At 66.5% G+C, this 22,139-nt stretch carries 11 protein-coding genes; 5 read left to right on the forward strand and 6 right to left on the reverse strand.

What is annotated here, in order from left to right; translation table 11 throughout:
• Positions 1–35 precede the first annotated feature (35 nt).
• The 5 genes from KO516_RS01365 to KO516_RS01385 all read left to right on the forward strand — a co-directional run bounded on the left by KO516_RS01365 (position 36) and on the right by KO516_RS01385 (position 14,226).
• Entirely contained in the window at positions 36–6,443 is a 6,408-nt protein-coding gene (locus tag KO516_RS01365) for a type I polyketide synthase (RefSeq protein ID WP_216002009.1), read from the forward strand.
• Positions 6,444–6,449: 6 nt separating this feature from the next.
• Entirely contained in the window at positions 6,450–7,442 is a 993-nt protein-coding gene (locus KO516_RS01370) for a glycosyltransferase family 2 protein (RefSeq protein ID WP_216002010.1), read from the forward strand.
• 6 nt (positions 7,443–7,448) lie between these two features.
• On the forward strand, positions 7,449–12,029 hold the full coding sequence (locus KO516_RS01375) for a MupA/Atu3671 family FMN-dependent luciferase-like monooxygenase (protein ID WP_216002011.1): 4,581 nt from the start codon (positions 7,449–7,451) through the stop codon (positions 12,027–12,029).
• Between the two features lie 13 nt (positions 12,030–12,042).
• Entirely contained in the window at positions 12,043–12,693 is a 651-nt protein-coding gene (locus KO516_RS01380) for a 4'-phosphopantetheinyl transferase (protein ID WP_371742011.1), read from the forward strand.
• A gap of 216 nt (positions 12,694–12,909) precedes the next feature.
• Positions 12,910–14,226: a Wzz/FepE/Etk N-terminal domain-containing protein gene (locus KO516_RS01385; RefSeq protein ID WP_216002013.1), complete on the forward strand. Its 1,317-nt coding sequence runs from the start codon at positions 12,910–12,912 to the stop codon at positions 14,224–14,226.
• Between the two features lie 33 nt (positions 14,227–14,259).
• On the opposite strand, the gene KO516_RS01390 is transcribed toward KO516_RS01385, so the two are convergent.
• The 6 genes from KO516_RS01390 to KO516_RS01415 form a co-directional block, all read right to left on the reverse strand.
• Positions 14,260–15,363: a CpsD/CapB family tyrosine-protein kinase gene (locus tag KO516_RS01390; RefSeq protein ID WP_216002014.1), complete on the reverse strand. Its 1,104-nt coding sequence runs from the start codon at positions 15,361–15,363 to the stop codon at positions 14,260–14,262.
• 218 nt (positions 15,364–15,581) lie between these two features.
• Positions 15,582–17,672: an NAD-dependent epimerase/dehydratase family protein gene (locus tag KO516_RS01395; protein WP_252737340.1), complete on the reverse strand. Its 2,091-nt coding sequence runs from the start codon at positions 17,670–17,672 to the stop codon at positions 15,582–15,584.
• 8 nt (positions 17,673–17,680) lie between these two features.
• On the reverse strand, positions 17,681–18,637 hold the full coding sequence (locus tag KO516_RS01400; RefSeq protein WP_216002016.1) for a glycosyltransferase family 2 protein: 957 nt from the start codon (positions 18,635–18,637) through the stop codon (positions 17,681–17,683).
• Positions 18,634–19,869, reverse strand: a complete 1,236-nt coding sequence (locus KO516_RS01405; RefSeq protein ID WP_216002017.1) for a glycosyltransferase family 4 protein — start codon at positions 19,867–19,869, stop codon at positions 18,634–18,636. The genes KO516_RS01400 and KO516_RS01405 overlap by 4 nt, the downstream gene beginning before the upstream one ends.
• A complete protein-coding gene (locus KO516_RS01410; RefSeq protein ID WP_216002018.1) occupies positions 19,866–20,825 on the reverse strand; it encodes an NAD-dependent epimerase/dehydratase family protein in 960 nt (319 codons plus the stop codon). The genes KO516_RS01405 and KO516_RS01410 overlap by 4 nt, the downstream gene beginning before the upstream one ends.
• Positions 20,813–21,937 carry a Gfo/Idh/MocA family protein gene (locus KO516_RS01415; RefSeq protein WP_216002019.1) on the reverse strand — a complete coding sequence of 375 codons (1,125 nt, stop codon included), beginning with the start codon at positions 21,935–21,937 and terminating at the stop codon, positions 20,813–20,815. The genes KO516_RS01410 and KO516_RS01415 overlap by 13 nt, the downstream gene beginning before the upstream one ends.
• Positions 21,938–22,139 lie beyond the last annotated feature (202 nt).

Here is a 22,139-nt window from a genome sequence, read left to right on the forward strand (position 1 = left end):
AGGATTTTTAGCAGCCCATGTGGCGGGGTTATCGGATGAACGCATTGCAGGATCAGCATGTTGGCGAAAACGACATCGCCATCGTCGGCATGGCGGCGCATCTTCCCGGCGCGGGCGATATCCTGCGCTATTGGGACAATCTGCGCGCCGGGCGATCCTCGATCCGCAAGCTGACCGAGGAAGAGCTGCGCGCGGCGGGCGAAGATCCCGGCCTGATGCGCCACAAGGATTACGTGCCCTTCGCCGCGCCGCTGGATGATTTCGAGATGTTCGACGCGGAGTTCTTCGGTTTTTCCCCGAAGGAAGCCGCGATCATGGACCCCCAGCACCGGCAGTTCCTTGAGTGCGCCTGGGAGGCGCTGGAAAACGCCGGCCATGTGCCCGACAGTTTCGATGGGCAGGTCGGTGTGTTTGCCGGCTGCGGCATGGGATCGTATTTCTATTTCAACATCTGCTCGAACCCGGATCTGGTCGAGAACACCGGCATGTTCCTGCTGCGCCACACCGGCAATGACAAGGATTTCCTGACCACGCGGGCCAGCCATGTGCTGGATCTGCACGGCCCGTCGATCAACCTGCAAACCGCGTGCAGCACCTCGCTTGTGGCGACGCATTACGCGGTTCAGGCGCTGCTGAACGGCGAATGCGACATGGCGCTGGCGGGCGGCGTGACCATCGAACTGCCGCAGGGGCGCGGCTATCTCTACAAGGAAAACGAGATCCTGTCGCCCGATGGCGCCTGCCATGCCTTCGATCATCGCGCACAGGGCACGGTGTTCGGCTCTGGCGCGGGGGTGGTGGTGCTGCGGCGGCTGGCGGATGCGCGGGCCGATGGCGATCACATCTGGGCGGTGATCAAGGGGTCGGCGGTCAACAACGACGGCGCGCAAAAGGCGGGCTATCTTGCACCCTCGGTCGATGGGCAGGCGGCGGCGATTGCCGAGGCGCAGGCGGTGGCTGGGGTCAGCTCGGACACGGTGGATTACGTCGAATGCCACGGCACTGGCACCTATCTGGGCGATCCGATCGAGGTTGCCGCGCTGACGCAGGCGTTTCGCGAAACATCCGACGCGCAGGCGCATTGCCGCATCGGGTCGGTCAAGACCAACATCGGCCATCTGGATACGGCGGCGGGCGTGGCGAGCCTGATCAAGGTGTCACTGGCGCTGCACCACGCGGAAATCCCGCCCTCTCTGGGCTATAAGGCGCCGAACCCGGCCATCGGTTTTGATGGCTCGCCCTTCCTCGTCAACGATACGCTGACGCCGTGGCCGCGCGTAGCGCATCCGCGCCGGGCTGGGGTCAACTCGCTGGGCGTGGGCGGCACCAACGCCCATGTGGTGCTGCAAGAGGCTCCGGCACAGGCCCCGTCGCAGGTCAGCGACTGGCCGTTCCAGATTCTGACCCTGTCGGCCCGGAGCAACGGCGCACTGGACGCTGGTGCCAAGCGTCTGGCGGCGCATCTGCGCGCGCATCCCGAACAGCCGCTGGCCGATGTCGCATGGACGTTGAAGCAAGGCCGCCGCGCATTTGATAAGCGCCGTATCGTGGTGGCACAGACCCACGAAGAGGCCGCCCGCCTGCTGGATCAGGGCGATGCGCGCCGCGTACATTCGCACAGCGCGCTGGATCGCCCCGAGGTGGTGTTCACCTTCCCCGGCGGCGGCGCGCAATATGCCGGCATGGCGCGCGATCTTTACGAGACAGAGCCGGAGTTTGCCGACTGGATGGATCGCGGGCTAAAGACGCTGGCCGAGATGTCGGATGCGGATATCAAGGCGCTCTGGCTCGATACCGATCCGGCGCAGGCGGATGCGGCGCTCAAGCGCCCGTCGCTGCAACTGCCTCTGATCATGATCTGCGAATACGCGCTGGCGCAGCTGTGGATCAGCTGGGGCATCACCCCCGTCGCGCTGGCCGGGCATTCCATGGGCGAGAACACTGCCGCCTGCCTTGCCGGAGTCATGAGCTTCGAGGATTGCATCGGCCTTGTGCATCTGCGCGGGCGGCTGTTTGATTCCGTGCCTGCCGGGGGGATGCTGTCGGTGAACCTGCCCGCCGATCAGCTGCGGCCTATGCTGGGCGATGACCTCGACCTTGGCGTGGTGAATGGGCCCGAGCTGTCGGTGGCCTCGGGGCCGCTCGCGGCGCTTGAAGCGTTGCAGGCGCGGCTGACGGCGGAAGACATCGACTGCCAGCGCATCGCCATCGACATCGCCGCGCACAGCCGGATGCTGGACCCGATCCTGAAACAGTTCCGCAGCTATCTTCTGTCGATCGACCTGCACGCGCCGCAGATCCCGCTGACCTCGAACCGCACCGGCAAGCTGATGACGCCCGAGCAGGCGACATCGCCCGATTACTGGGTCGATCACCTGCGCGGCACGGTGCTGTTCGCCGATTGCATCGGCGCGGTGGCGGCGAAACACCGCATCCTGCTTGAGGTCGGTCCGGGCAAGGCGCTGTCGGCGCTGGCCCGCCAGCACCCCGATGTCAGCGCCAATCAGGTGCTGTCCTCGCTGCGCCACCGCGACGACAGGATCGCCGACGACAAGCACATGTTCGAGGTGCTTGGGCGTCTCTGGGCGCTGGGGGCGAATATCGACTGGGCGCAGGTCTGGGGTGATGCCCGCCGCGCCCGCGTGGTTCTGCCGGGCTATGCCTTCCAGCGCGCACCCTATTTCATCGCGCCGGGCAAGGCGCAGGCCAGCGCGCCGCAATACCTTATGCGCAAAGGCGAGGTGGCCGATTGGGGCTACAAGCCGGTCTGGCGGCCCCGCACCGCGCAGCCGCCTGTCGATGTCGATCACGGGCTGGGCGATGCTGACCCGCAGGTCTGGCTGATGTTCATGGACGAGGCCGGGCTCGCGGCCCGCGTGGCAAGCCGCCTTGTCGCCGCCGGGCATACGGTGGTCGAGGTGCGCCCCGGAGACAGGTTCACGCGGCTGGCGGATACATCCTATCTGCTGGCCCCGGAACGCGGCCGCGAAGGTTATGATCTGCTGATCCGGGATCTGGCGCAGCGCGGCCATGTGCCGACGCGCATCGCCCATCTGTGGATGGTGACGGAGGGGGAAAGCCACCGCCCCGGTTCAAGCTTCCTGCACCGTCTGCAAGAACAGGGGTTCTATTCGCTGCTGTTCCTCGCGCAGGCCATAGCCGAGGAAAACCTGCCCCGCCCGCTGCACCTGTCGGTGCTGACCAGCGGCGCGGCGCGGGTGCGTGACGAGGCGCTGCCCTATCCGGTCAAGGCGACCATCGCCGGGCCCGCCCGCGTCCTGCCGCGCGAATTGCCGGGGGTGAGCGTGTCGACCTGCGATCTGACGCTGCCGGTCGCGGCGCAGGCGGGGATTTTTGGCCATCGCAAGGCGCAGGCGGTGCGGGATGCGGCACTGGAGTCGCTCACCTCGCAACTGCTTGAGGAGCTGCTGTCGGAACCCTCGGGCGCCATCGCCGCGCTGCGCGGCGCGAAACGCTATGAATGTGCGATGCTGCCAGTGGCGTTGCCCGCGCCCGAAGTGCCGCAAGGCGGCACCGTGCTGATCACCGGTGGCTTTGGCGGCATTGGCCTGACGCTGGCGCAATCGCTCGCGGCGCAGGGGGCAAACATCGCGCTGGTGGCGCGCGGCGCGCTGCCGGATCGGCTGCATTGGTCGGACTACCTGTCGCGCCACGCACCGCAAGACGCCACGGCACGGCGCATCCGCGCGGTGCGCAGCCTCGAAGCGGCGGGTGCGACGGTGGCCAGTTTTGCCGCCGATGTCTGCAACGAAGGCCAGATGCGCGCCGTGCGTGACGAGATCGAGGCGCAGCTGGGTAAGATCACCGGCGTCATCCATGGCGCGGGCGTGATCGATGACGGCCCACTGCTGGCCAAATCCCCGGCCAGCGTCGAAGACGTGTTCACGCCCAAGATCCACGGCACGCAGGTGCTTGCCACCCTGTTCCCCGATGGTGCGCTGGACTGGATGGCGCTGTTCGCCTCGTCCTCGACGGTGACCGCGCCGGCGGGGCAGGTCGATTACGTTGCCGCGAATGAATACCTCAACGCCTTTGCCGCGTCGCGGGCGGGCGGCAAGACGCGGGTTGTCGCGATCAACTGGGGCATCTGGAACGAGGTCGGCATGGCCGCAGAAGCCGTCGCCGCCCGGCGTGGCGAGGCCCCGCAAGCGCCTGTCGAACCGGCAAAGGTGCCGTTGCTGCAGGGCAAGACCTTTGACGCCCGTGGCAACCGGCTGTTCACCGCGCAATATTCCTCCAGCGACTGGATCATCGACGAGCATCGCACCAAGGCAGGCGATGCGCTGCTGCCCGGCACCGGCTATTTGGCACTTGCCGCCGAAGCGCTGCGCGCGCAAGGCGAACCGGCGGGGTTCGAGATCCGCGATCTGGCGTTTCTGCGCCCGCTGCGCGTCGCCGACACCGGAAGCCGCGATATCCGCGTCCGCCTGACCCGGCGGGGCGAAGGCTACGGGTTCGATGTGCTCGCCGATGCGACGATTGGCGGCAAACGCGGCCATGCGATCTGTGCGCAGGGGCGGCTGGCGCTGATGCCGATGGCGCGGCCCGAGCCGCTGGATCTTGCCGCGATCCGCGACCGCTGCGGCGCACCGGCACGCGGCGGCAAGCTGACCACCGCGCAAGAGGTGCTTCTTGCCTTTGGCCCGCGCTGGAAGGTGCTCGACAGCCGTGCGCTAGGCGCTGGCGAGGGCATCGCCGATCTGTCGCTGGCCGAGGCCGCAAAGGACGATGGCTGCCTGCTGCACCCGGCGCTGATGGACATCGCCACCGGCTGGGCGATGGAGCTGATCGAGGGCTACCAGCCGACGCACCTCTGGGTGCCGGTCAGCTATGCCCGCGTGCGCGTCCATGCGCCGCTGACCGATCGTATCGTTAGCTGGGTGCGCAGCGCCGCCGACAATCGCGCCGCGTCTGAAACCGCCAGTTTCGACATCACGCTTTGCACCCCCGAGGGCGCGGTGTTGGTGGAAATCAGCGGCTTTACCATCCACAAGCTGGCGCAGGCCGACGTGTTGCACAGCGCCCCGCGCCTCTCCGCCGCCGAGCTGGAAACCGACGAGACCGAGGCGCAGCCGCTGTCTGCCGCCGAAGAACGCCTTGCCCATAATCTCAGCCAGGGCATCCTGCCGCAGGAAGGCGCCGAGGCGTTCGCCCGTGCGCTGGCGCTGGGCGCGCCGCAGGTGGTGGTCTCGTCGATGGATCTGGGGCAGTTGGTGGCGCAGAATGCCGCCAGCACCGCCGAACGGGCCGAGGCGCAAAGCTTTGAGCGTCCGCAGCTCGACGGCGATTTCGTCGCGCCCGAAAACGATGTGGAACGCACGCTTGCGGGGTTCTGGCAGGATCTGCTGGGGGTGCGGCAGGTCGGCATCGACGACAGCTTCTTTGACCTTGGCGGGCACAGCCTGATCGCGGTGCGGCTGTTCAGCATGGTGCGCAAGACCTTCCGGGTGGAGTTCCCGATCTCGGTGCTGTTCGAGGCCCCGACCATCCGCAAATGCGCCGCGCTGATCATCGCGCAGACTGGCCTTGTCGACAGCGATGATGCGCCAACCGCCCCTGAACGGCGGTTCACCCATCTGGTGCCGATGCATGATGGCGAGGGCGGGCCGCGCCGTCCGTTCTTTCTTGTGGCGGGGATGTTCGGCAATGTGCTGAACCTGCGCCACCTTGCGCATCTGCTCGGGGCCGACCGGCCGTTCTATGGCCTTCAGGCCAAGGGCTTGTATGGCGGCGAAGCCCCGCATGACGATATCGAGGCAATAGCTCGCGATTACATCGCTGAAATGCGTCAGGTGCAGCCCGAAGGGCCGTATATGATCGGGGGCTTCTCGGGGGGTGGCATCACCGCCTATGAGATCGCGCGCCAGCTTGAAATTGCGGGCGAAGAGGTGGCGCTGTGCGTGCTGCTCGATACGCCGCTGCCGGTGCGCCGTCCGCTAGAGCTACGCGACCGGCTGATCATTCAGCTGGCCGAGGCGCGGGCAAAGGGCGTGTTCTATCCGCTGATCTGGGCACGCAACCGCATCCGCTGGGAAATCGCCAAGCGCCGCGCCAGCGTGGAAACCCACGACCACGGCTTTCACAACGCCGAGATCGAGGCGGCCTTCCTTGCCGCCGTCGGGCGCTACAGGCTGCGCCCATGGGACGGGCGGCTGGTGCTGTACCGCCCGCCGCTTAGCGGCAAGTGGCGAGTGTCGGGTGGGCGCATGGTCAATTCCGAACGGGCCTATGTGCTGGAGGACAACGACTGGGGCAGCGTGGTGCCCGGTGTGGAGGTTCATGAGGTGCCGGGGACCCATGATTCCATGGTGCTGGAACCCAATGTCCGGGTGCTTGCGGCGCTGATGCGCGAGGCGATCACCGGGGCCGAGGCCAAGGGCGGCGAGGTGGTCGATTTCCCCGGCCACCGCGCGGCGGAGTAACGCAGCATGCCGAGGCTTCTGGTGATTTCGCTGAACTACCGAACGCCGGAGATGACGCTGCGCTCGGCCCGCGCCGCGCTGCGCGAGATGGCGGGGCTGGAAGCCGAGCTGATCATCGTCGACAATGACAGCGCTGACGGCTCTTTCGAGACGATGCAGGCAGGGCTGGCCGAGCCATGGGCGCAAGGCGCGCCGATCCGGCTGATCCGGTCGGACCGCAACGGCGGGTTTGGCGCGGGCAACAATGTCGGAATTCGCGCGGGCTGGTCCGACGGCTCGCGCCCCGATTACATCTACCTGCTCAACTCCGACGCCTTTCCCGGGCCGGGCAGCCTCAGGCGGCTTCTGGATCATCTGGAGACCCACCCCGAGGCGGGCTTTGCCGGCAGTCATATCCACGGCGAGGATGGCACGCCGCATATCAGTGCCTTTCGCTTCCCCTCGATCCTGTCGGAATTCGAAGGCGCGGCGCGATTCGGGCCGATCAGCCGCGCGCTTGGCGCGTATAAGGTGCCGCTGGATCTGCCGGAAACGACGCGCCGGGTCGATTGGCTGGCAGGGGCCTCGCTGATGATGCGGCAGGATGTGCTCGACCGGATCGGCCTGTTCGACGAGACGTTCTTTTTGTATTTCGAGGAAACCGAGCTGTGCCTGCGCGCTGCCCGCGCCGGGTATCAGACGCATTATGTCAGGGACAGCGCGGTGGCGCATATCGGGTCGGTCTCGACCGGGATGAAGCGGTGGCAGCGCATTCCGGGCTTCTGGCTTGACAGCCGCTGGCATTATTTCAGCAAATCGCACGGGCGGGGTTATGCGGCGCTGGCAACGCTGGCGCATGTGGCGGGCGGGGTGCTGTGGCGGGCGCGCCGGGTGATCCAGCGCAAGCCCGCGGCGGACCCGGCGCATTTCCTGCGCGACATGGTTATTCACGATCTTCGGGCGCTGATGCCGGGGGCCGCGCGCCCCACGGCCAGCCGCAGCGAGATCAAGGCGGAGTAAGATGAGATGAGCCAGTTTTCCAGCGTCGTCATGGGCAATGAAAGCCTGCTGGTGCAATGCGGCGAACGGCTGCTCGGTGCCGGGCACACGATCCGCGCCGTGGTCACCCGCAACGCCGATGTCGCAAGCTGGGCCGAGGGGCGCGGCCTTGCGGTCGTTGCGCCGGGGAAGGGGCTGGCGGATCGGCTTGGCGGCACGCAATTCGACTGGCTGCTGTCGATCGCCAATCTCGACATGATCCCGGCGGCGGTGCTGGCTATGCCACGCAAGGGGGCGGTGAATTTCCACGACGGCCCACTGCCACGCCACGCCGGGCTGAACGCGCCGGTCTGGGCTTTGCTGCAAGGCGAAAGCTGCCACGGCATCAGTTGGCACATGATCGAAGGCGGCGTGGACGAGGGCGATATCCTTGTCACCCGCGCGTTCGACATTGCGGACAGCGACACCGCGCTGACGCTGAACACCAAAGCTTACGAAGCCGCCATCAACAGCTTTCCCGAGCTGATTGCGCAACTGGAACAGGGGCTGCGGCGGGTGCCTCAGGATCTGGGCCAGCGCAGCTACCACGCGCTGGCGGATCGCCCGTCGGCGCATGGTCTGCTGGATTTCGCCCAGCCCGCCGAGGCGCTGGAACGGCTGGTGCGGGCGCTCGATCATGGCGGCTATGCCAACCCGCTGAGCGCGCCAAAGCTGCTGGCCCATGACGCGCTGTGGCTTGTTCACAAGGCGCAGGTGGTGCCGGGGCAGGGCGTACCGGGCGAGATCCTCGAGGCAACCGACGATCACCTGACCGTCGCTTGTGGCAGCGGGGCGCTGCGGCTGGCGCATTTTACCCATGTCTGCGGCGCGCTGGCGCTGGTGGCGCAGGTCGGCAAGCCGGGCGAGCGGCTGACGGTGCTCTCGGCCGCCGAGCGGGCGCAGATCGACGCCCGCATTGTGCAGGTGGCCAAGCATGACCAGCACTGGCGGCGCCGGTTCACCAGCTTTGCCCCGGCGGAATTGCAGGGGTTGGGCAAGCGCGCCGGTGACATCTACCAGCGCGGGCTGGCCCTTGGCGCGCAGCCCGAAGCGCAGGTGGCGGCATGGGCCGCGCGCCTTGCGGGGCTTGAAAGCTGCGACATCGCCTTTGCCGATGCCCGGCTCAAGGATCTGGCGCAGGGCGGGTTCATCGCGCCATGGCTGCCGCTGCGGGTCGATGGCTCGGGCCATGTCGACGTGGCGGCGGCGCAAGCGCGCGTCGGTTTCCTGACCGATCTTCCGGCCCGCGCCCCCGAGATCGGGGCTGCGCCGCAGGTGCCGCATGTCGGGCTCAGCCTTGGCGCGGGGCATATCCCCGGCACCGCCGTCACGGTCGAACTGACCGGCGACACTGCCACGCTGCTGACCGACAGTGGCCGGATGGCATTGGCGCAATCGGATCTGCTTGCCGCGCGGCTGGAACTGGGCGGTCTGCCCGCTGCCGAGCGCGATCTGGTGCTGAACGCGTGGAACGCGACCGAAACGTCGCAGAAGGACAGCCTGACCATGCAGGCGGCGTTCGAAGCGCAGGTGGCCCGGACTCCGGATGCCATTGCGCTGGTGTTCGAGGGCCAGAGCCTTAGCTACGCGCAGCTGGATCAGCGCGCCAATCAGGCGGCGCAGGTGCTGCGCGCCATGGGGGTGGGGGCGGATACGGTTGTCGGGCTTTACACGCGACGCTCGGTCGATCTGATGGTCGGGGCGCTGGGCACCCTCAAGGCGGGCGGGGCCTATCTGCCGCTTGATCCGGCCTACCCGGCGGACCGGTTGCAGCATTACCTCAACGACAGCGGCGCGCCGGTGATCGTCACGCAAAGCGACCTGCAAAGCAGCTTGCCGCGGCACAACGCCCAGCTGCTGGTGATCGACGCCGATCCGCGCCTGTCTCAGGCCCCCGCCGTGGCGCCCGCGCCGGTTTGCGGCCCCGAACATCTGGCCTATGTCATCTATACCTCTGGCTCGACCGGGGTGCCCAAGGGCGTGATGATCGAACATCGCAACGTGGTGAATTTCTACACCGGCATGGACGCGGTGATCCCGCACGATCCTGCCGGGACATGGCTGGCGGTGACCTCGCTCAGCTTCGACATTTCCGTGCTGGAACTGTTCTGGACCACGGCGCGCGGTTTCAAGGTGGTGCTGACCTCGGACGAGGATCGCGCGCTGATCTCGAACGGGGCGATGCCGCTGTCCGAGGCGGGGATGGAATTCTCACTGTATTACTGGGGCAATGACGATGGCGTCGGGCGTGACAAATACGCCATGCTGCTCGAAGGCGCGACATTCGCCGATCAGAACGGCTTTTGCGCCGTCTGGACGCCCGAGCGGCATTTCCACGCCTTTGGCGGCCCCTATCCGAACCCGTCGGTGACCGGCGCCGCCGTTGCCGCCGTGACCCGCAATATCGCCGTGCGGGCTGGCTCGGTGGTGGCACCGCTGCATCACCCGGCGCGCATCGCCGAGGAATGGGCGGTGATCGACAATCTGACCAACGGGCGCGCCGGGCTGGCCATTGCCAGCGGCTGGCAGCCCGATGATTTCGTGCTGCGCCCCGAGAACACGCCGCCCCAGAACAAAGCCGCGATGATCGAGACCATCGCCCAGCTGCGCGATCTGTGGCGCGGCACGCCGGTGCCCTTCCCGCGCAAGGATGGCACGATGTTCGATGTGGTGACGCAGCCACGCCCGGTGTCCGATGACCTGCCGATCTGGATCACCACCGCTGGCAACCCCGAGACATGGCGCGAGGCGGGGCGGCTGGGCTGCAATGTGCTCACCCATCTGCTGGGGCAAAGCATCGACGAGGTGGCCGACAAGATCCGCCTCTATCATGGCGCGCTGCGCGAGGCGGGGCATGATCCTGCGGATTTCAAGGTCTCGCTCATGCTGCACAGCTACGTGGCCGAAACCCGCGAGCAGGCGCGCGAAACCGCCCGCGGCCCGATGCGCGAATACTTGCGCTCGGCAGCGGGGCTAATCAAGCAATACGCCTGGGCGTTTCCGGCGTTCAAGCGGCCTCAGGGGCTGAACAACGCCTTCGATCTGGATCTGGAGATCCTCGAGCCGGAAGACCTCGAAGCCATTCTCGATTTCGCCTTCGAGCGCTATTTCAACGAAAGCGGCCTTTTTGGCACGGTGCAAGACGCGCTGGAGCGCACAGAGCAGCTCAAGCGCATCGGTGTCACGGAAATCGCCTGCCTGATCGATTATGGCATCCCGCGCCAGCAGGTTCTGGAGGGGCTGGTGCCGCTGGCCCGCGTGGTTCGGGCTGCGAATGTTGCGCCGGAACTCGCGGCGGATGATTTCTCGATCGCCGCGCAGATCCTGCGCCATGGCGTCACGCATCTGCAATGCACGCCGTCGATGGCGCGGATGATCGCGATGAATGACGAGGCGCGGTTTGCCCTGTCGAAGGTGCAGCACCTGTTCCTTGGCGGAGAGCCGCTGCCCGGCGCGCTGGTGGAAGAGTTCGGCAAGATCACCACTGCCAGCGTCACCAATATGTATGGCCCGACGGAAACCACCATCTGGTCTTCGACCGAAGTGGCGCGGGCGTCCGATGGCGTGGTCAATATCGGCCTGCCACTGGCCAACCAGCAGCTTTACGTGCTGGACGATGCGCAGCAGCCGGTGGGCATCGGGATGCCGGGCGAGCTGTGGATCGGCGGCAAGGGCGTCACGCGCGGCTATTGGGGCCGGCCCGAGCTGACCGCAGAGCGCTTTGCGCCCAACCCGTTCCACGCCGGGCGGATGTATCGCACCGGCGATCTGGTGCGCCGCCGCATCGACGGGCGCATCGATTTCATCGGCCGCGTCGATCATCAGGTCAAGCTGCGCGGCTTCCGTATTGAGCTGGGCGAGATCGAAGCCGTGCTGGAAACCTTGCCCGGCGTCACGCAGGCCGTGGTCGTCGCGCGCGAGGATACGCCGGGCGATCTGCGGCTGGTGGGCTATTACACCTCTGAAACGCCGCTGGCCGAGCCGGGCCTGCGCAGTCAGATGGCGCAGCACCTGCCGGGCTTCATGGTGCCTCAGCATTTCATGCGGCTGGACAGCTTCCCGCTGACCCCGAACAAGAAGGTGGATCGCAAGGCCTTGCCGAAACCTGTGGTCAAGGCTGCGCGCCCCGCGCCCCGGCCCGAAACACCGGTGGTGCAATCGCAGGTGCAAGGCAGCGGCAAGCTGCAAGCGCAGATCGCCGGGATCTGGTCGACAGTGCTGGGCCTGTCGGAGATCTCGGGCCGTGACAGCTTTTTCGACCTTGGCGGTCATTCGCTGCTGGCGGTGCAGGCGCATCGGGCGATCCGCGACGAGCTTGGCGTGGCGGGGCTGTCGATCACTGACATCTTCCGCTTTCCGGTGCTGGCCGACCTGACGGCGCGGGTGGCCGCGCTGGCGGACCCGTCGGCACAGGCTGTCATCAAGGCGCCCGTGGCCAAAGCCCCCGTGATCACCGCCGCCGCGCCCGCGCCAGTCCCGCAGCCCGCAGCGCCGGTCAACGACCGGGCGCAGGCCCGCAGCGATGCCATGTCGCGCCGCCGCGAAATGCGGGCAAAACGCAGCGCCTGAGGTGACCCCGGAGGTGTTGAAACAGGCGCTCGACGCGTCCGGCCTGCCGGATGGGCTGGGCTGGGCGGTTGCAAGCGCCAGCGACATCCCCGGCGCGCTTTTTGAGCAAGAGCGCGCTGCCATGCGCCGGGCCGTGCCGTCGCGCATCGCGGAATTCACCGGGGGGCGCGTTGCCGCCCGCGCCGCCATGGCGCAGCTTGGCCTGCCGCCGCGCGCGATTCCGATGCAAGGCGATCGCGCCCCGCACTGGCCCTCCGGGGTTGTCGGCAGTATCAGCCATGGCGGCGGGCTTTGCGTTGCGGTGGTCGCGCGCGCCGGGCTCTGGCGCGGCATCGGAGTCGATATCGAGCCTGATGTCGATATGCACCCCGATCTGATCCCCGAAATCGCCAGTCCCAGCGAGCTGGAAACGCTGTCGTTGCCACCAGAGCGCGCGGCGCTGCGGATTTTTTCCGCCAAGGAATCGGCCTTTAAGGCGCAGTATCCGATCACCGGCGCCACATTCGGATTCGATGCCTTACGGGCAGATCTGCCCAACTCGCGCATGGTGATGCATCATGACATCGGGCTCGGACAAGGGGCCGAGATCCCGGTTTGGCAACAACGGATCGACGGCCTTGTCGTCTCGCTGTCACTGCTGAGCTGTCTCTTCGACACTTGGTAAAGAGGTGACCGTAGGTAGCGGTTTCCTTAACGGATTGTTTCCGTTTTGCATGGTATTTTTCGTGGAAATGGCCGGACAATGGGGCTAATTCATGACGCGATGACGGCGCCTTGCCTATTGTTCTAATCAAATTGGGGCAATCGCTTGCAGGGTGCAACCCGAAGGGGCCGTTTCGCATTCGCAGGGTGGGGGCAACACGTTGCGGGAGTGATGAGTATGAACCAGTTTCAGTCGGTCGGTGAAGTGCTGGCAGCTCTGCGGCGCAGGGCTTTGCTGATTTTTGCCATCATCCTGCTGGGATCTGCCATTTCATTCTACATCGCGACCAAGCAAACCAAGATCTACGAGGCCACCGCTGTCGTCCAGATCGAGGAAAGTCAGGTTCCCGATACGCTGGCCGGGTCTGCCGCGCAATCGCAGGACGCCGCCCGCCGGGTGCAGCTGATCGAACAGCGCCTGATGTCGCGCGACAATCTGGTGCAGGTGATGAACGTGCACCAGCTGTTCGACGCCGATCCCGAAATGAGCCTGAACGAGCGGGTCTTCCTGATGCGCGAATCCATCCGCATCGACGAAATTCGCACCAATCCCAATGCTTATGCCGCGCAGCAAGAGGCGCCCTCGGGGCTGATGATCACCGTCACGCTGGACGATCCGCAAAAGGCTGCGGAGCTTGCGAACGAGCTTATGACAACGGTGATCGACCAGTCGCGCGATCGCAGCGTCACCAGTGCCCGCGACACGTTGAGCTTCTTCGCGGACGAGGAAGCGCGGGTCGAAGCTGAAATTTCCGCCAAGGAAACCGAGATCGCAACCTTCAAGGAACAGAATGGCGATGCGCTGCCCGCCGGCATGAACGCGCTGCGCGACCAGTTGACGACCTTGCAGGACAACGCGCTGACGCTCGAACGCGAGATCGTAGCGCTTCAGGCGAATTCCTCGCGGCAGCGGCAGGAAGTGCTCGACCGTCAGGTTGGCCTGTTGCGCGACCAGAAGGCGCTGGTCGAGGGGCGCATCGGCGCGATCAACGCCGCGATCGCCCGCGCCCCCGAGGTGGAACGCGCCCTGTCTGGGATCGAGCGCGATCTCACCCGGCTTCAGGAACAGTACAGCGTGATCACCCGTCGCAAGGCCGAGGCCGAGATGGGGCAGATGCTCGAAGATCGCCAGCAGATGGCGCGGTTTGAGGTGCTGGAAACGGCGCTGGTGCCCGAAGTCTCGGCCTCGGGCAGCCGCAAGAAGCTGCTGGCGATGGGGGTGGCGGCAAGCGCTCTGGGCGGGTTCGCGATAGCGTTCATCGCCGAGCTGATGAACCCCGCGATCCGCAGCGCGACGCAGATGGAACGGGCGCTGGGTATACAGCCAGTGGTGGCGATCCCCACGATCCGCACGCGGAGCGAACGCCGGGTGACCGGGCTGCGGATCTTTTCGCTGGTCGGGTTGCTGCTGGCGGCGATCTGGGCGGCGCTTGCCACGGTGAGCGATTGGTCGGCGCTGCTGGGGCGGCTGCTGCCGCGCGCCGCGCGGCCCTGATCGCGCTATGACAAAGGGCCCTTCGGGGCCCTTTCAGTAGGTGTACTTGTCGAGCTTGGTGCCTTCGGCCCGATTCAGCACCGTGCCAAGCAGCGGGGTGTCTTTGCCTAGCCGCCGTTCGACCTCGCGGATTTCCTTGTCGGTGGTCAGGCCTCCGCCGACCACCAGCAGCACCCCATCAAACAGCGGCCGGAACGCGATGACATCATCGAAGTACAGAGCTGGCGGCAGGTCGAACAGCACGACATCGGGCGCAAAGGCGTTGTCGATCCGGGCCAAGGCCTCGGCGGTCTGCGGCGATTGCAGCAGTTCCGAAGCGTAGGGTTCCGGGGTGCCGTTGAAGCCGAAGGCGATGTTATGCCCGGCGTCGAAGCTGTTTTCGCCCATGCGCAGGAAATGGTCTTCGGGGGCGATCTTGCCCCGCAACACATCACCCATCGAGCCGGGGTCGCGCAGGCCTATGACCTTGTGCAGAGTCGGCCTGCGAAGATCGCAATCGATCAGCAGGGTGCGGCAGTTTTCCTGACGCGACAGTGAGATGGCAAGGTTGGCGGCGGTGAAGGTCTTGCCGCAATCCTTGGTCGGCGAGGTGATGGCGACGCGCCGCCAACCATGATCCGCCAGCGCCTGAAGCAGCCGCGTGCGCAGCACGTCGAACGCGGCATGAGCGGGGTCGTCACGCCCGGCGGTGACGATGCGGTTGTTTTCGAGATGACGCGCATCGACCGCGACGCTGGCAAGCTGCGCCCATCGGTCTTTGGGCCGGGCCGCTTCGACCCTGTGCGCTTGCTCGGCTTCCTGCGCCTCTTCGGCGGCATGGCGTTCCTTGGCCTCGCGCGCCTCTTCTGCCTCGCGCGCGGCCTCTGCCATGCGCGCCTCTTCAGCCATGCGCCCCGTATCGGCCTTGCGGGTGTCTTCGGCACGGCGCGCGTCTTCGGCCCTGACCGCCTCGAGCGCCAATTGCGCGTTTGCGGCCTGACGCTCCGCCTCTCCTGCCTGAAGGGCGGCGCGTTGGCGCTCTGCGTCCTGCGCGGCGGCAGCGGCCTCGTCGGATGTTGCCCGTGCGTCCGCCTGATCTGCGACGGCGGTCTGCGCAGAGAGCGGATTACGGCGGCGAAACTTGCGGCGTTCGGTCATGCTCTTGCCCTCCAGGCGCAGCGCATCAGGGCCCTGTCGGCCCGCACCCACCGCGTCACATCGGAAAAATCACCCAGCGTCATGCCTGTCTGCCTGTTCGATACGGGCCGCATCCTGTGATGCGCCGAACCCTCTTGTTCCGTTTCATCATGGGAATCTGTCAGGAATGAGGAGGTTTCGAGAGGATTGTTCACCGATCGCACTATAAACCCAGTGTCTCAGATCCCGATCAGGTTCGCCTGCGTGATGGCCTTTTCAACAAAGATCCTGCGGTCGGGTTCGGGCCGCCAGTCCAGCATCGCCTTTGGCTTGTCGATGGCAAAAGGTGAGAAATGCGCGCGGCTTTGCCAATCGGCCAGCGACGGGCGCTCGAGCCCGGTCTTGCGCAGCGCGTATTTCTTCAGCCCGTATTTCACCGCGTCAGACAGGTAAAACGCTGTCAGATTGCCGCTGTCGACCCGGATGCGCGCGCCAAGCGCCTCGTGAATGGCGTTGAAATAGCCGCGTGCGGTCAGCATCGGTTCGCCCACCAGATTGAAGCTTTCCCCGACAGCCGAGGGCCGCGACGCCATGCGCACCAGCCCGTCGGCCACGTCGTCGATCAGCACGAAGGGCAGGATGTTGTCGCCCGGCCCCCAGATCCGCACCGCGCCCGCGCCATGCCAGCGCCCGATGCCCCAATGCTGCAACGGGCCTCCGGGGCCGACCACGATGCCGGGGCGGGCGATGGTCAGCGGCAGGCCGCGCTCTCGGTGCAGCTTCATCAGCTGGCGTTCGCATTCCGCCTTGGAACGGGCGTACATGTTGCGATCGCTCATGTCGGCGGCAAAGCCGGTGTCTTCGGTGATGGTCCTGTCGCGTTTCGACATGTCGTAAGACGCAATCGTGCCGGTGTAGACAAGACGTTTCACCCCGGCCTTTTCGCAGGCCATGCCGATCCGGGTGGCGACGCCGACATCGTTGATCAGTGCCTCGCCCCATGTCTTGTCCATGGATTTTGCAAGGTTGAACACCACGTCGATGCCCTGCATCGCCTCGGTCAGCGCTTCGAGATCATACAGCGAGACCCCCTTGGTTTCGACCTGATCGGGCAGGTCGGGAAAGGGCCCGTGGCGCCCGCGCGAGAGCACCCGCACGTCATGGCCATCGGCCACCAGTCGCCGCGTCAGGGCGCGCCCGATGAACCCGGTGCCGCCGATCACCATGGCGGTGGGTTTGGGGGCGCGGGTCTGCACGGCAGGGGCCTTTATGGCCAGCACCTCGGGCGGCAGCAGCGCCAGCGCGTCGTCGATGACCTGCATCACCGCCACCGCGCTGGCCCCGCTGAACCGGGCATCCTGCGGCAGGCTGCGATCCTGCCAGATCGCCGCGTCCATGCCCCGGAAGCTGAGCGCGTAAGGGCCGCCCTGATTGAGCGAGCTGCCCTGAACAAAGGCGTTGCGCGTGCCTTCGCGGAACCGTTGCCACGCGAGATTGAGTTGCTTGTGCAGCGGGTTGAGCACCAGATCCGAGCTGTTCTCGCGTTCGACCACCAGCACATCCGAAGCGTAATCCAGCCGGGCCCGCCCCGAGGAGCCGCGCAGCATCACCGCGCGGTCGTCCTGCGTTTCGACCATCGAGATGGTGAAGGTGATATCGACAGCGCCAGCCCGGGCCAGAATGCGGAAGCCCTGCGGGCGCAGATCTCCGCCGGGCAGGGCGACCGGCTTGGTGGCTTCGGCAAAGACCACCTCGGGCGTGCCGAACAGATCGACGGCAAAGGCGACAAGGTGCGGCCCCAGCTCCAGCAGCAGGTTTTTGGGCTCGCGCAGCAGCCACAGGTTGTAGGGGCCGGCTCGCAGCGGTGACAGCGGCAGGGCCCATGTGATCTCGGCGCTGGAAATGCGGCCCAGCGTGCCGTCCTGCACCAGTGCCTTTAGCCGTTCATAAGACGGCAGGCCAAGGAAATTATGCCCGGCGTGAAAGTGCTTGCCCGCGGCCTCGGCGGCGGCGAGGATCTCGCGCGTTTCGATGGCGCTTTGCGCGACAGGCTTTTCGACCAGCACCTCAAGCCCGGCGGCAAGGCATTGCAGCGCCAGAGGCCGGTGCAGATCGGGCGGGGTCAGGATGTGCACCGCATCGCAGCAGCGGCTTTCGATCAGCGCATCAAGCGAGGTAAAGGCCTGCGCGCCGCAGTCCTCGGCCAGCGCCTGCGCGGCGGATTCGGACAGGTCGCAGACGGCGGCGATGGTCACGCCCGGGGTGGTCTTGAGCGCGTCCGCGTGCCAGCTGGCGATGTAGCCGGCGCCGATCAGGCCGATACGTGTCATGTCTTCCCTCATTTATACTCAATAATTTTCATCTGATCGTGGCGCAGGCGGCGCAGGTGATAGGTCGCCATGCCGATCAGGTTTGGAATCTTGGACAGGGTGATCAGGGCGCTGTGCCGCCGGGACTCGCGTGCCGAAAGCCCCATGCGTTTCAGACCGCGCGCCGTGCGGATATAGTTCAGGGCGTAAAGCAGCAGCGCCATCCCCGCGAGCGGCCACCAGAAAAGCCCGGCGAGCAGCAGCAGGGGCAGACCCAGCCCATAGACAAGGATGCGGCGCTGCTCGGTGCGGAAATAGGGCGGGTGCATGTGGCCAACCTGCGCATAGCCGTGGCCGCCGCGCACCGCCCGTTTCCACCATGCGCCAAAGCGGTGCATGTCCATGTCGTGGCGGGTCATCTCGTTGGGGATGCGGTCCAGCCGCCAACCCGCCTTGCGCAGGCGCACGCAGAATTCGTCGTCTTCGGCGGCGATCACCTTCGGATCGAAGCCGCCCACAGTGCGGAACACCTCGGCGCGCACCATCATGTCACCGCCGCAGGCCTGTATCTCGCCCGCGGGGCGCCGCCATTCGAAATCCGCCAGCTGGTTGTAGACCGACGCATCGCGGTGGATCTCGGACCGCCAGCCGGTGACCATGCCCAGATGGTCATGCGCCAGCAGATGCGCCCGGGCGGCATCGAGAAAGCCGTCGACCAATGTGCAATCGCCGTCGATGAACTGCACCAGCTGCGGATCGGCGAGTGCGTCAAAGCCTTCGTTGCGGGCGCGGGCGGCGGTGAAGGGGATCGACATGTCAAGCTCGACCACCTTTGCGCCCGCCTTGCGCGCCTCGGCCACGCTGGTGTCGGTCGATCCGGAATCGACGTAGACCACCTGCCGCGCCTGCCCCATCACAGAGCCAAGCGCCGCGACCAGCCGCGCCCCCTCGTTGCGCCCGATCAGCACCACGTCGACAGGGATCATTCCAGCAGCTCCCGTTTGGGCGGCGTCTCGCCCGATGCATAGGCGGTGAACAGGGTCGAAAGCCGCTGCGCCTCGATGTGAATGTTGAACTCCGCCTCGACGGTGGCTTGCCCCACAGCGCCCATCACCCGGCGCTGATCGGCGCTGGACAGCAGCTGTTCGATCGCCTCGACCAGTGCAGCCACGTCGCCCGGCGGCACGAGGATGCCGCTTTCCCAATGCGAGACCAGCTCGGGGATGCCGGCGATCTGGGTGGCAACCACCGGAACGCCCGCCGCCATCGCCTCCATCAGCACCACGGGCACGCCTTCGGCAAAGCTGGGCAGCACGAAGACATCGGTTTGCGACAGCGCCTCAGCCACCGTTTCCTGGCTTTGATAGCCAAGAAACACCACCGTGTCGCCCAGCGGCTTTGCGCGCTCTTGCAGCGCGGCGCGTTCCGGCCCGTCGCCGATCAGCGCAAGCCGCAGATCGGGGTGGCGCGGCGCCAGCTCGGCCACCGCATCCAGCAGGATCGGCACGCCCTTGACCCCGGCAAGCCTGCCGGTGAACAGCAGAACCTGCCCCTTGTGCGGGGCGGTCTGGTAGCGTTCGGGGTCGATGCCGCAATGGATGATATGCAGCTTGTCCCAGTGCTGCGCATCGGCAAAGCACATCAGCTGCGCGCGGCAATATTCCGAGATGCAGGCGACAAAACGCGCCCGCGCGGTTTTCTCGTCGATGCGCCAATGCTTCGGTTCGAAAAAGATGTCGGGCCCGTGGATGGTAAAGCTGTAGGGGATACCCGACAGTTCCGAGGCCAGCATCGCCACCGTGCAGGAAGCCTTGGCGATGTGGTTGTGCAGGTGATCGATCTTTTCGCGTTTCATCCGGTCGGCCAGCACCGCCGCCTCGAGGAAATAGGCCAGATTGTAGGCGCGGCCCCTGACGCCCTTGGGCGCGGTGCCCCACGCCAGCCGCAGCGCCCGCAGGTAGCGCACCGGGTTCAGGGCAAAGCGCAGATTCGCCCCGATCAGGCGCAGCGGGTTCCGGGCGGCGCGCAGGATCTTGAAGGTGCGCGCATGTTCCTCGCGCTGCTCGGGGCCGACGAGATGTTCGGCGCCGGTGGTGCGGATCGAGCAGGTCAGCACCTCGTGACCGATCTCGCGCAGGGCGGCGACCTCGCGCTGGATGAAGGTGTCGGAGGCACGAGGATATTCCCCCGTCAGATAGGCGAGTCTGGGAAGGCTCATGGCGCGGCTTTCATGCTGGTGTCGAGCATGGTTTCTAACGGGGCCGTGTCGCCGCCGCCAAGGGTTTCACGCAAGGCGGTATTGGGCCAGCGCAGCGGCATGATCCGGGCGCGCAGGATCGGAACGCGCAGCAGGCCGGGCAGGTTCGGCGCCAGCGGCGTCAGCGCGCGGGCCAGCGCCAGCCATGCGCCCCATGGCAGGGGGAGCACCACGCGCGGCCAGCCAGCAACGCTTTGATGCGCGCGGGCAAAGCGCCAGCGCGTCGGGCGGTCATCATCGATGACATTCAGCGCGCGGATGCCCTGCGGATCGCTTTGCGCCGCCGACACCAGCGCGCCCGCAACGCTGGTGACATGCGCCAGCGGCAGCTCTCCGTCCGAGGTCAGCGCAAGGTGCAGCGGCCCGGCGCTGATGCCGTTGAGCGCGTGCCATGTGCGGCCCGGCCCCCAGACCGCGCCGGGCCGCATCAGCCAGAGTGGGCCCTTGCGGGCACGGCACAGCGCTTCTTGCGCCAGCTTCGATCCGGCATAGGCGTCGGGGGCGGTATCCTCGGGGAACAGCGGTGTGGTTTCGCTGACCGTATCGCCCGGCGACAGGCGGCCCGTGTCATAAACGGCGATCGAGCTGACCAGCACCAGACGCAATCCGCCGGGCAGCGCATGCAGCAGATGGCTGGTGGCCTTCAGCGTGTCCAGCGCCACCGCCTCGGCGTTGTCGCCCAGATGCGCCGCCGCGTGGATCACCGCCGAGCAGCCGCGCAGCGCGCCGGACAGGGCGGGGACGCAGGCCGGGTCTGACAGGTCTGCCTGCACCACCTCGACGCCCTCACCGAAATCCGGACCGCTGCGCCGCACCACGGCCACCACCTCGAGCCCGCGCGCCCGCGCCTCGGCCACCGTGGCGCGGCCGATGAAGCCGCCCGCGCCAGTGATCAGGATGCGGGTTATTTCGCCCACGGCATCGGTTCCAGCGGCGCGCAGCGGGTGGTCATGACCTGCGCGCCCGACGTCTCTCCGGCGTTCTGGATCGCCAGCGACACCTCTGTCAGGTGCAGCGCGAAATCGTCGGTCAGCCGGCAAGGGCGGTTCTGGTCGAGCGCGTCCAGCATCTCGGCCGGGCCAAGCATGAAATTCATCGCCGCCGCGCCCCAGCGTTTGACCTTGGGGTGGGTCGGCCCATCCAGCCGATAGCGGCGGGGGAAGGGGTGTTCGATCAACCGCCGCCGGATGGTCAGGCGGCGGGCGTAGCGCACCTTGGCAGCGTTGTCCCATGCCGCCTTGCAGCTGAGCACGCCGTCATCGCCGACGATGCGGATGGAATGATCGTGCGGCGCGACGATGGAACAGGTCAGCCGCGTCACCGGGCCGTTTTCAAAGAACAGCGTGGCGACGGACAGGTCGGGGGCCATCGGGCCCTTGCCCATCTTGTCCGGCACGGTTTCGGCGCTGGCGGCAACCACGGTGCGGACTGATCCGAACCAGCCGATCAGCCAGCCAAGGTAATAGCCGGCGTGTTCCAGCGTGCAGCCGACGCGGAATTCATCTTCGGCGGGCCAGAGGGCGCCGCTTTCGGTCTGCCACTTGTCATAGGCGGCACGGGGGATGAAGCCATCGTCAAGCTCGGCATAGATGGCGCGCGGCGTGCCGGCGATGCCGCGGCGCAGCGCGTGGCCCATGGTCTGCGCCGCCTCGCCCAGCACCGAGCAGGGGGCAGACACCAGCATCAGCCCGCGCGCCCGCGCAAGCGCGTGCAGTTCCACCGCATCGGCCAGATCCATCGCCAGCGGCTTTTCGGAATAGACATGGTGCCCAGCCTCGAGACAGGCGCGGTTCAGGGCAAAATGCGCCTGCGGGTTGGTGAGGTTGAGGATCAGCCCGCCGTCTGGCGCGAGGTCGAGGAATTCGGCCAGCGATCCGGCGGCGCGCAGACCCCAATGGGCGCAGAATCGTTCCAGCCGCGGCGCGTCGTGATCATAGACCACCGCGACCTCGATGCCCGGCATTGCCCGCAGCGAGCGCATGTAAAGATCCGCGACGAAGCCGCATCCAAGCAGAGAGATCCGCCGCATAGTTTTCCCCATCGGAGATCGCCCCCGCTTCCGCGCACATGATGTTCGACGCCCGAATCAGCCCGAGATGAGCGTCTCATCGTGCCGCCCTTTCGATCTGACCAGAGGAGTATGGCGATAATTCGACAAGCATTTCGGACAATGTCAGAGTGTATGGTGTCTTGTCACCAGATCGGGAAACAATCAGACATTTGTGATACAT

This window comes from Citreicella sp. C3M06 (assembly GCF_018860705.1).
In the GTDB taxonomy this organism is placed as follows: Bacteria; Pseudomonadota; Alphaproteobacteria; order Rhodobacterales; family Rhodobacteraceae; genus Salipiger.

Excerpts from the sequence above, each read along its gene's own strand:
- KO516_RS01385 (WP_216002013.1), top strand. The coding sequence starts at position 12,910 with ATGAACCAGTTTCAGTCGGTCGGTGAAGTGCTGGCAGCTCTGCGGCGC.
- KO516_RS01365 (WP_216002009.1), top strand. The coding sequence starts at position 36 with ATGAACGCATTGCAGGATCAGCATGTTGGCGAAAACGACATCGCCATC.
- KO516_RS01415 (WP_216002019.1), bottom strand. The coding sequence starts at position 21,937 with ATGCGGCGGATCTCTCTGCTTGGATGCGGCTTCGTCGCGGATCTTTAC.
- KO516_RS01395 (WP_252737340.1), bottom strand. The coding sequence starts at position 17,672 with ATGACACGTATCGGCCTGATCGGCGCCGGCTACATCGCCAGCTGGCAC.
- KO516_RS01390 (WP_216002014.1), bottom strand. The coding sequence starts at position 15,363 with ATGACCGAACGCCGCAAGTTTCGCCGCCGTAATCCGCTCTCTGCGCAG.
- KO516_RS01405 (WP_216002017.1), bottom strand. The coding sequence starts at position 19,869 with ATGAGCCTTCCCAGACTCGCCTATCTGACGGGGGAATATCCTCGTGCC.
- KO516_RS01370 (WP_216002010.1), top strand. The coding sequence starts at position 6,450 with ATGCCGAGGCTTCTGGTGATTTCGCTGAACTACCGAACGCCGGAGATG.
- KO516_RS01400 (WP_216002016.1), bottom strand. The coding sequence starts at position 18,637 with ATGATCCCTGTCGACGTGGTGCTGATCGGGCGCAACGAGGGGGCGCGG.
- KO516_RS01375 (WP_216002011.1), top strand. The coding sequence starts at position 7,449 with ATGAGCCAGTTTTCCAGCGTCGTCATGGGCAATGAAAGCCTGCTGGTG.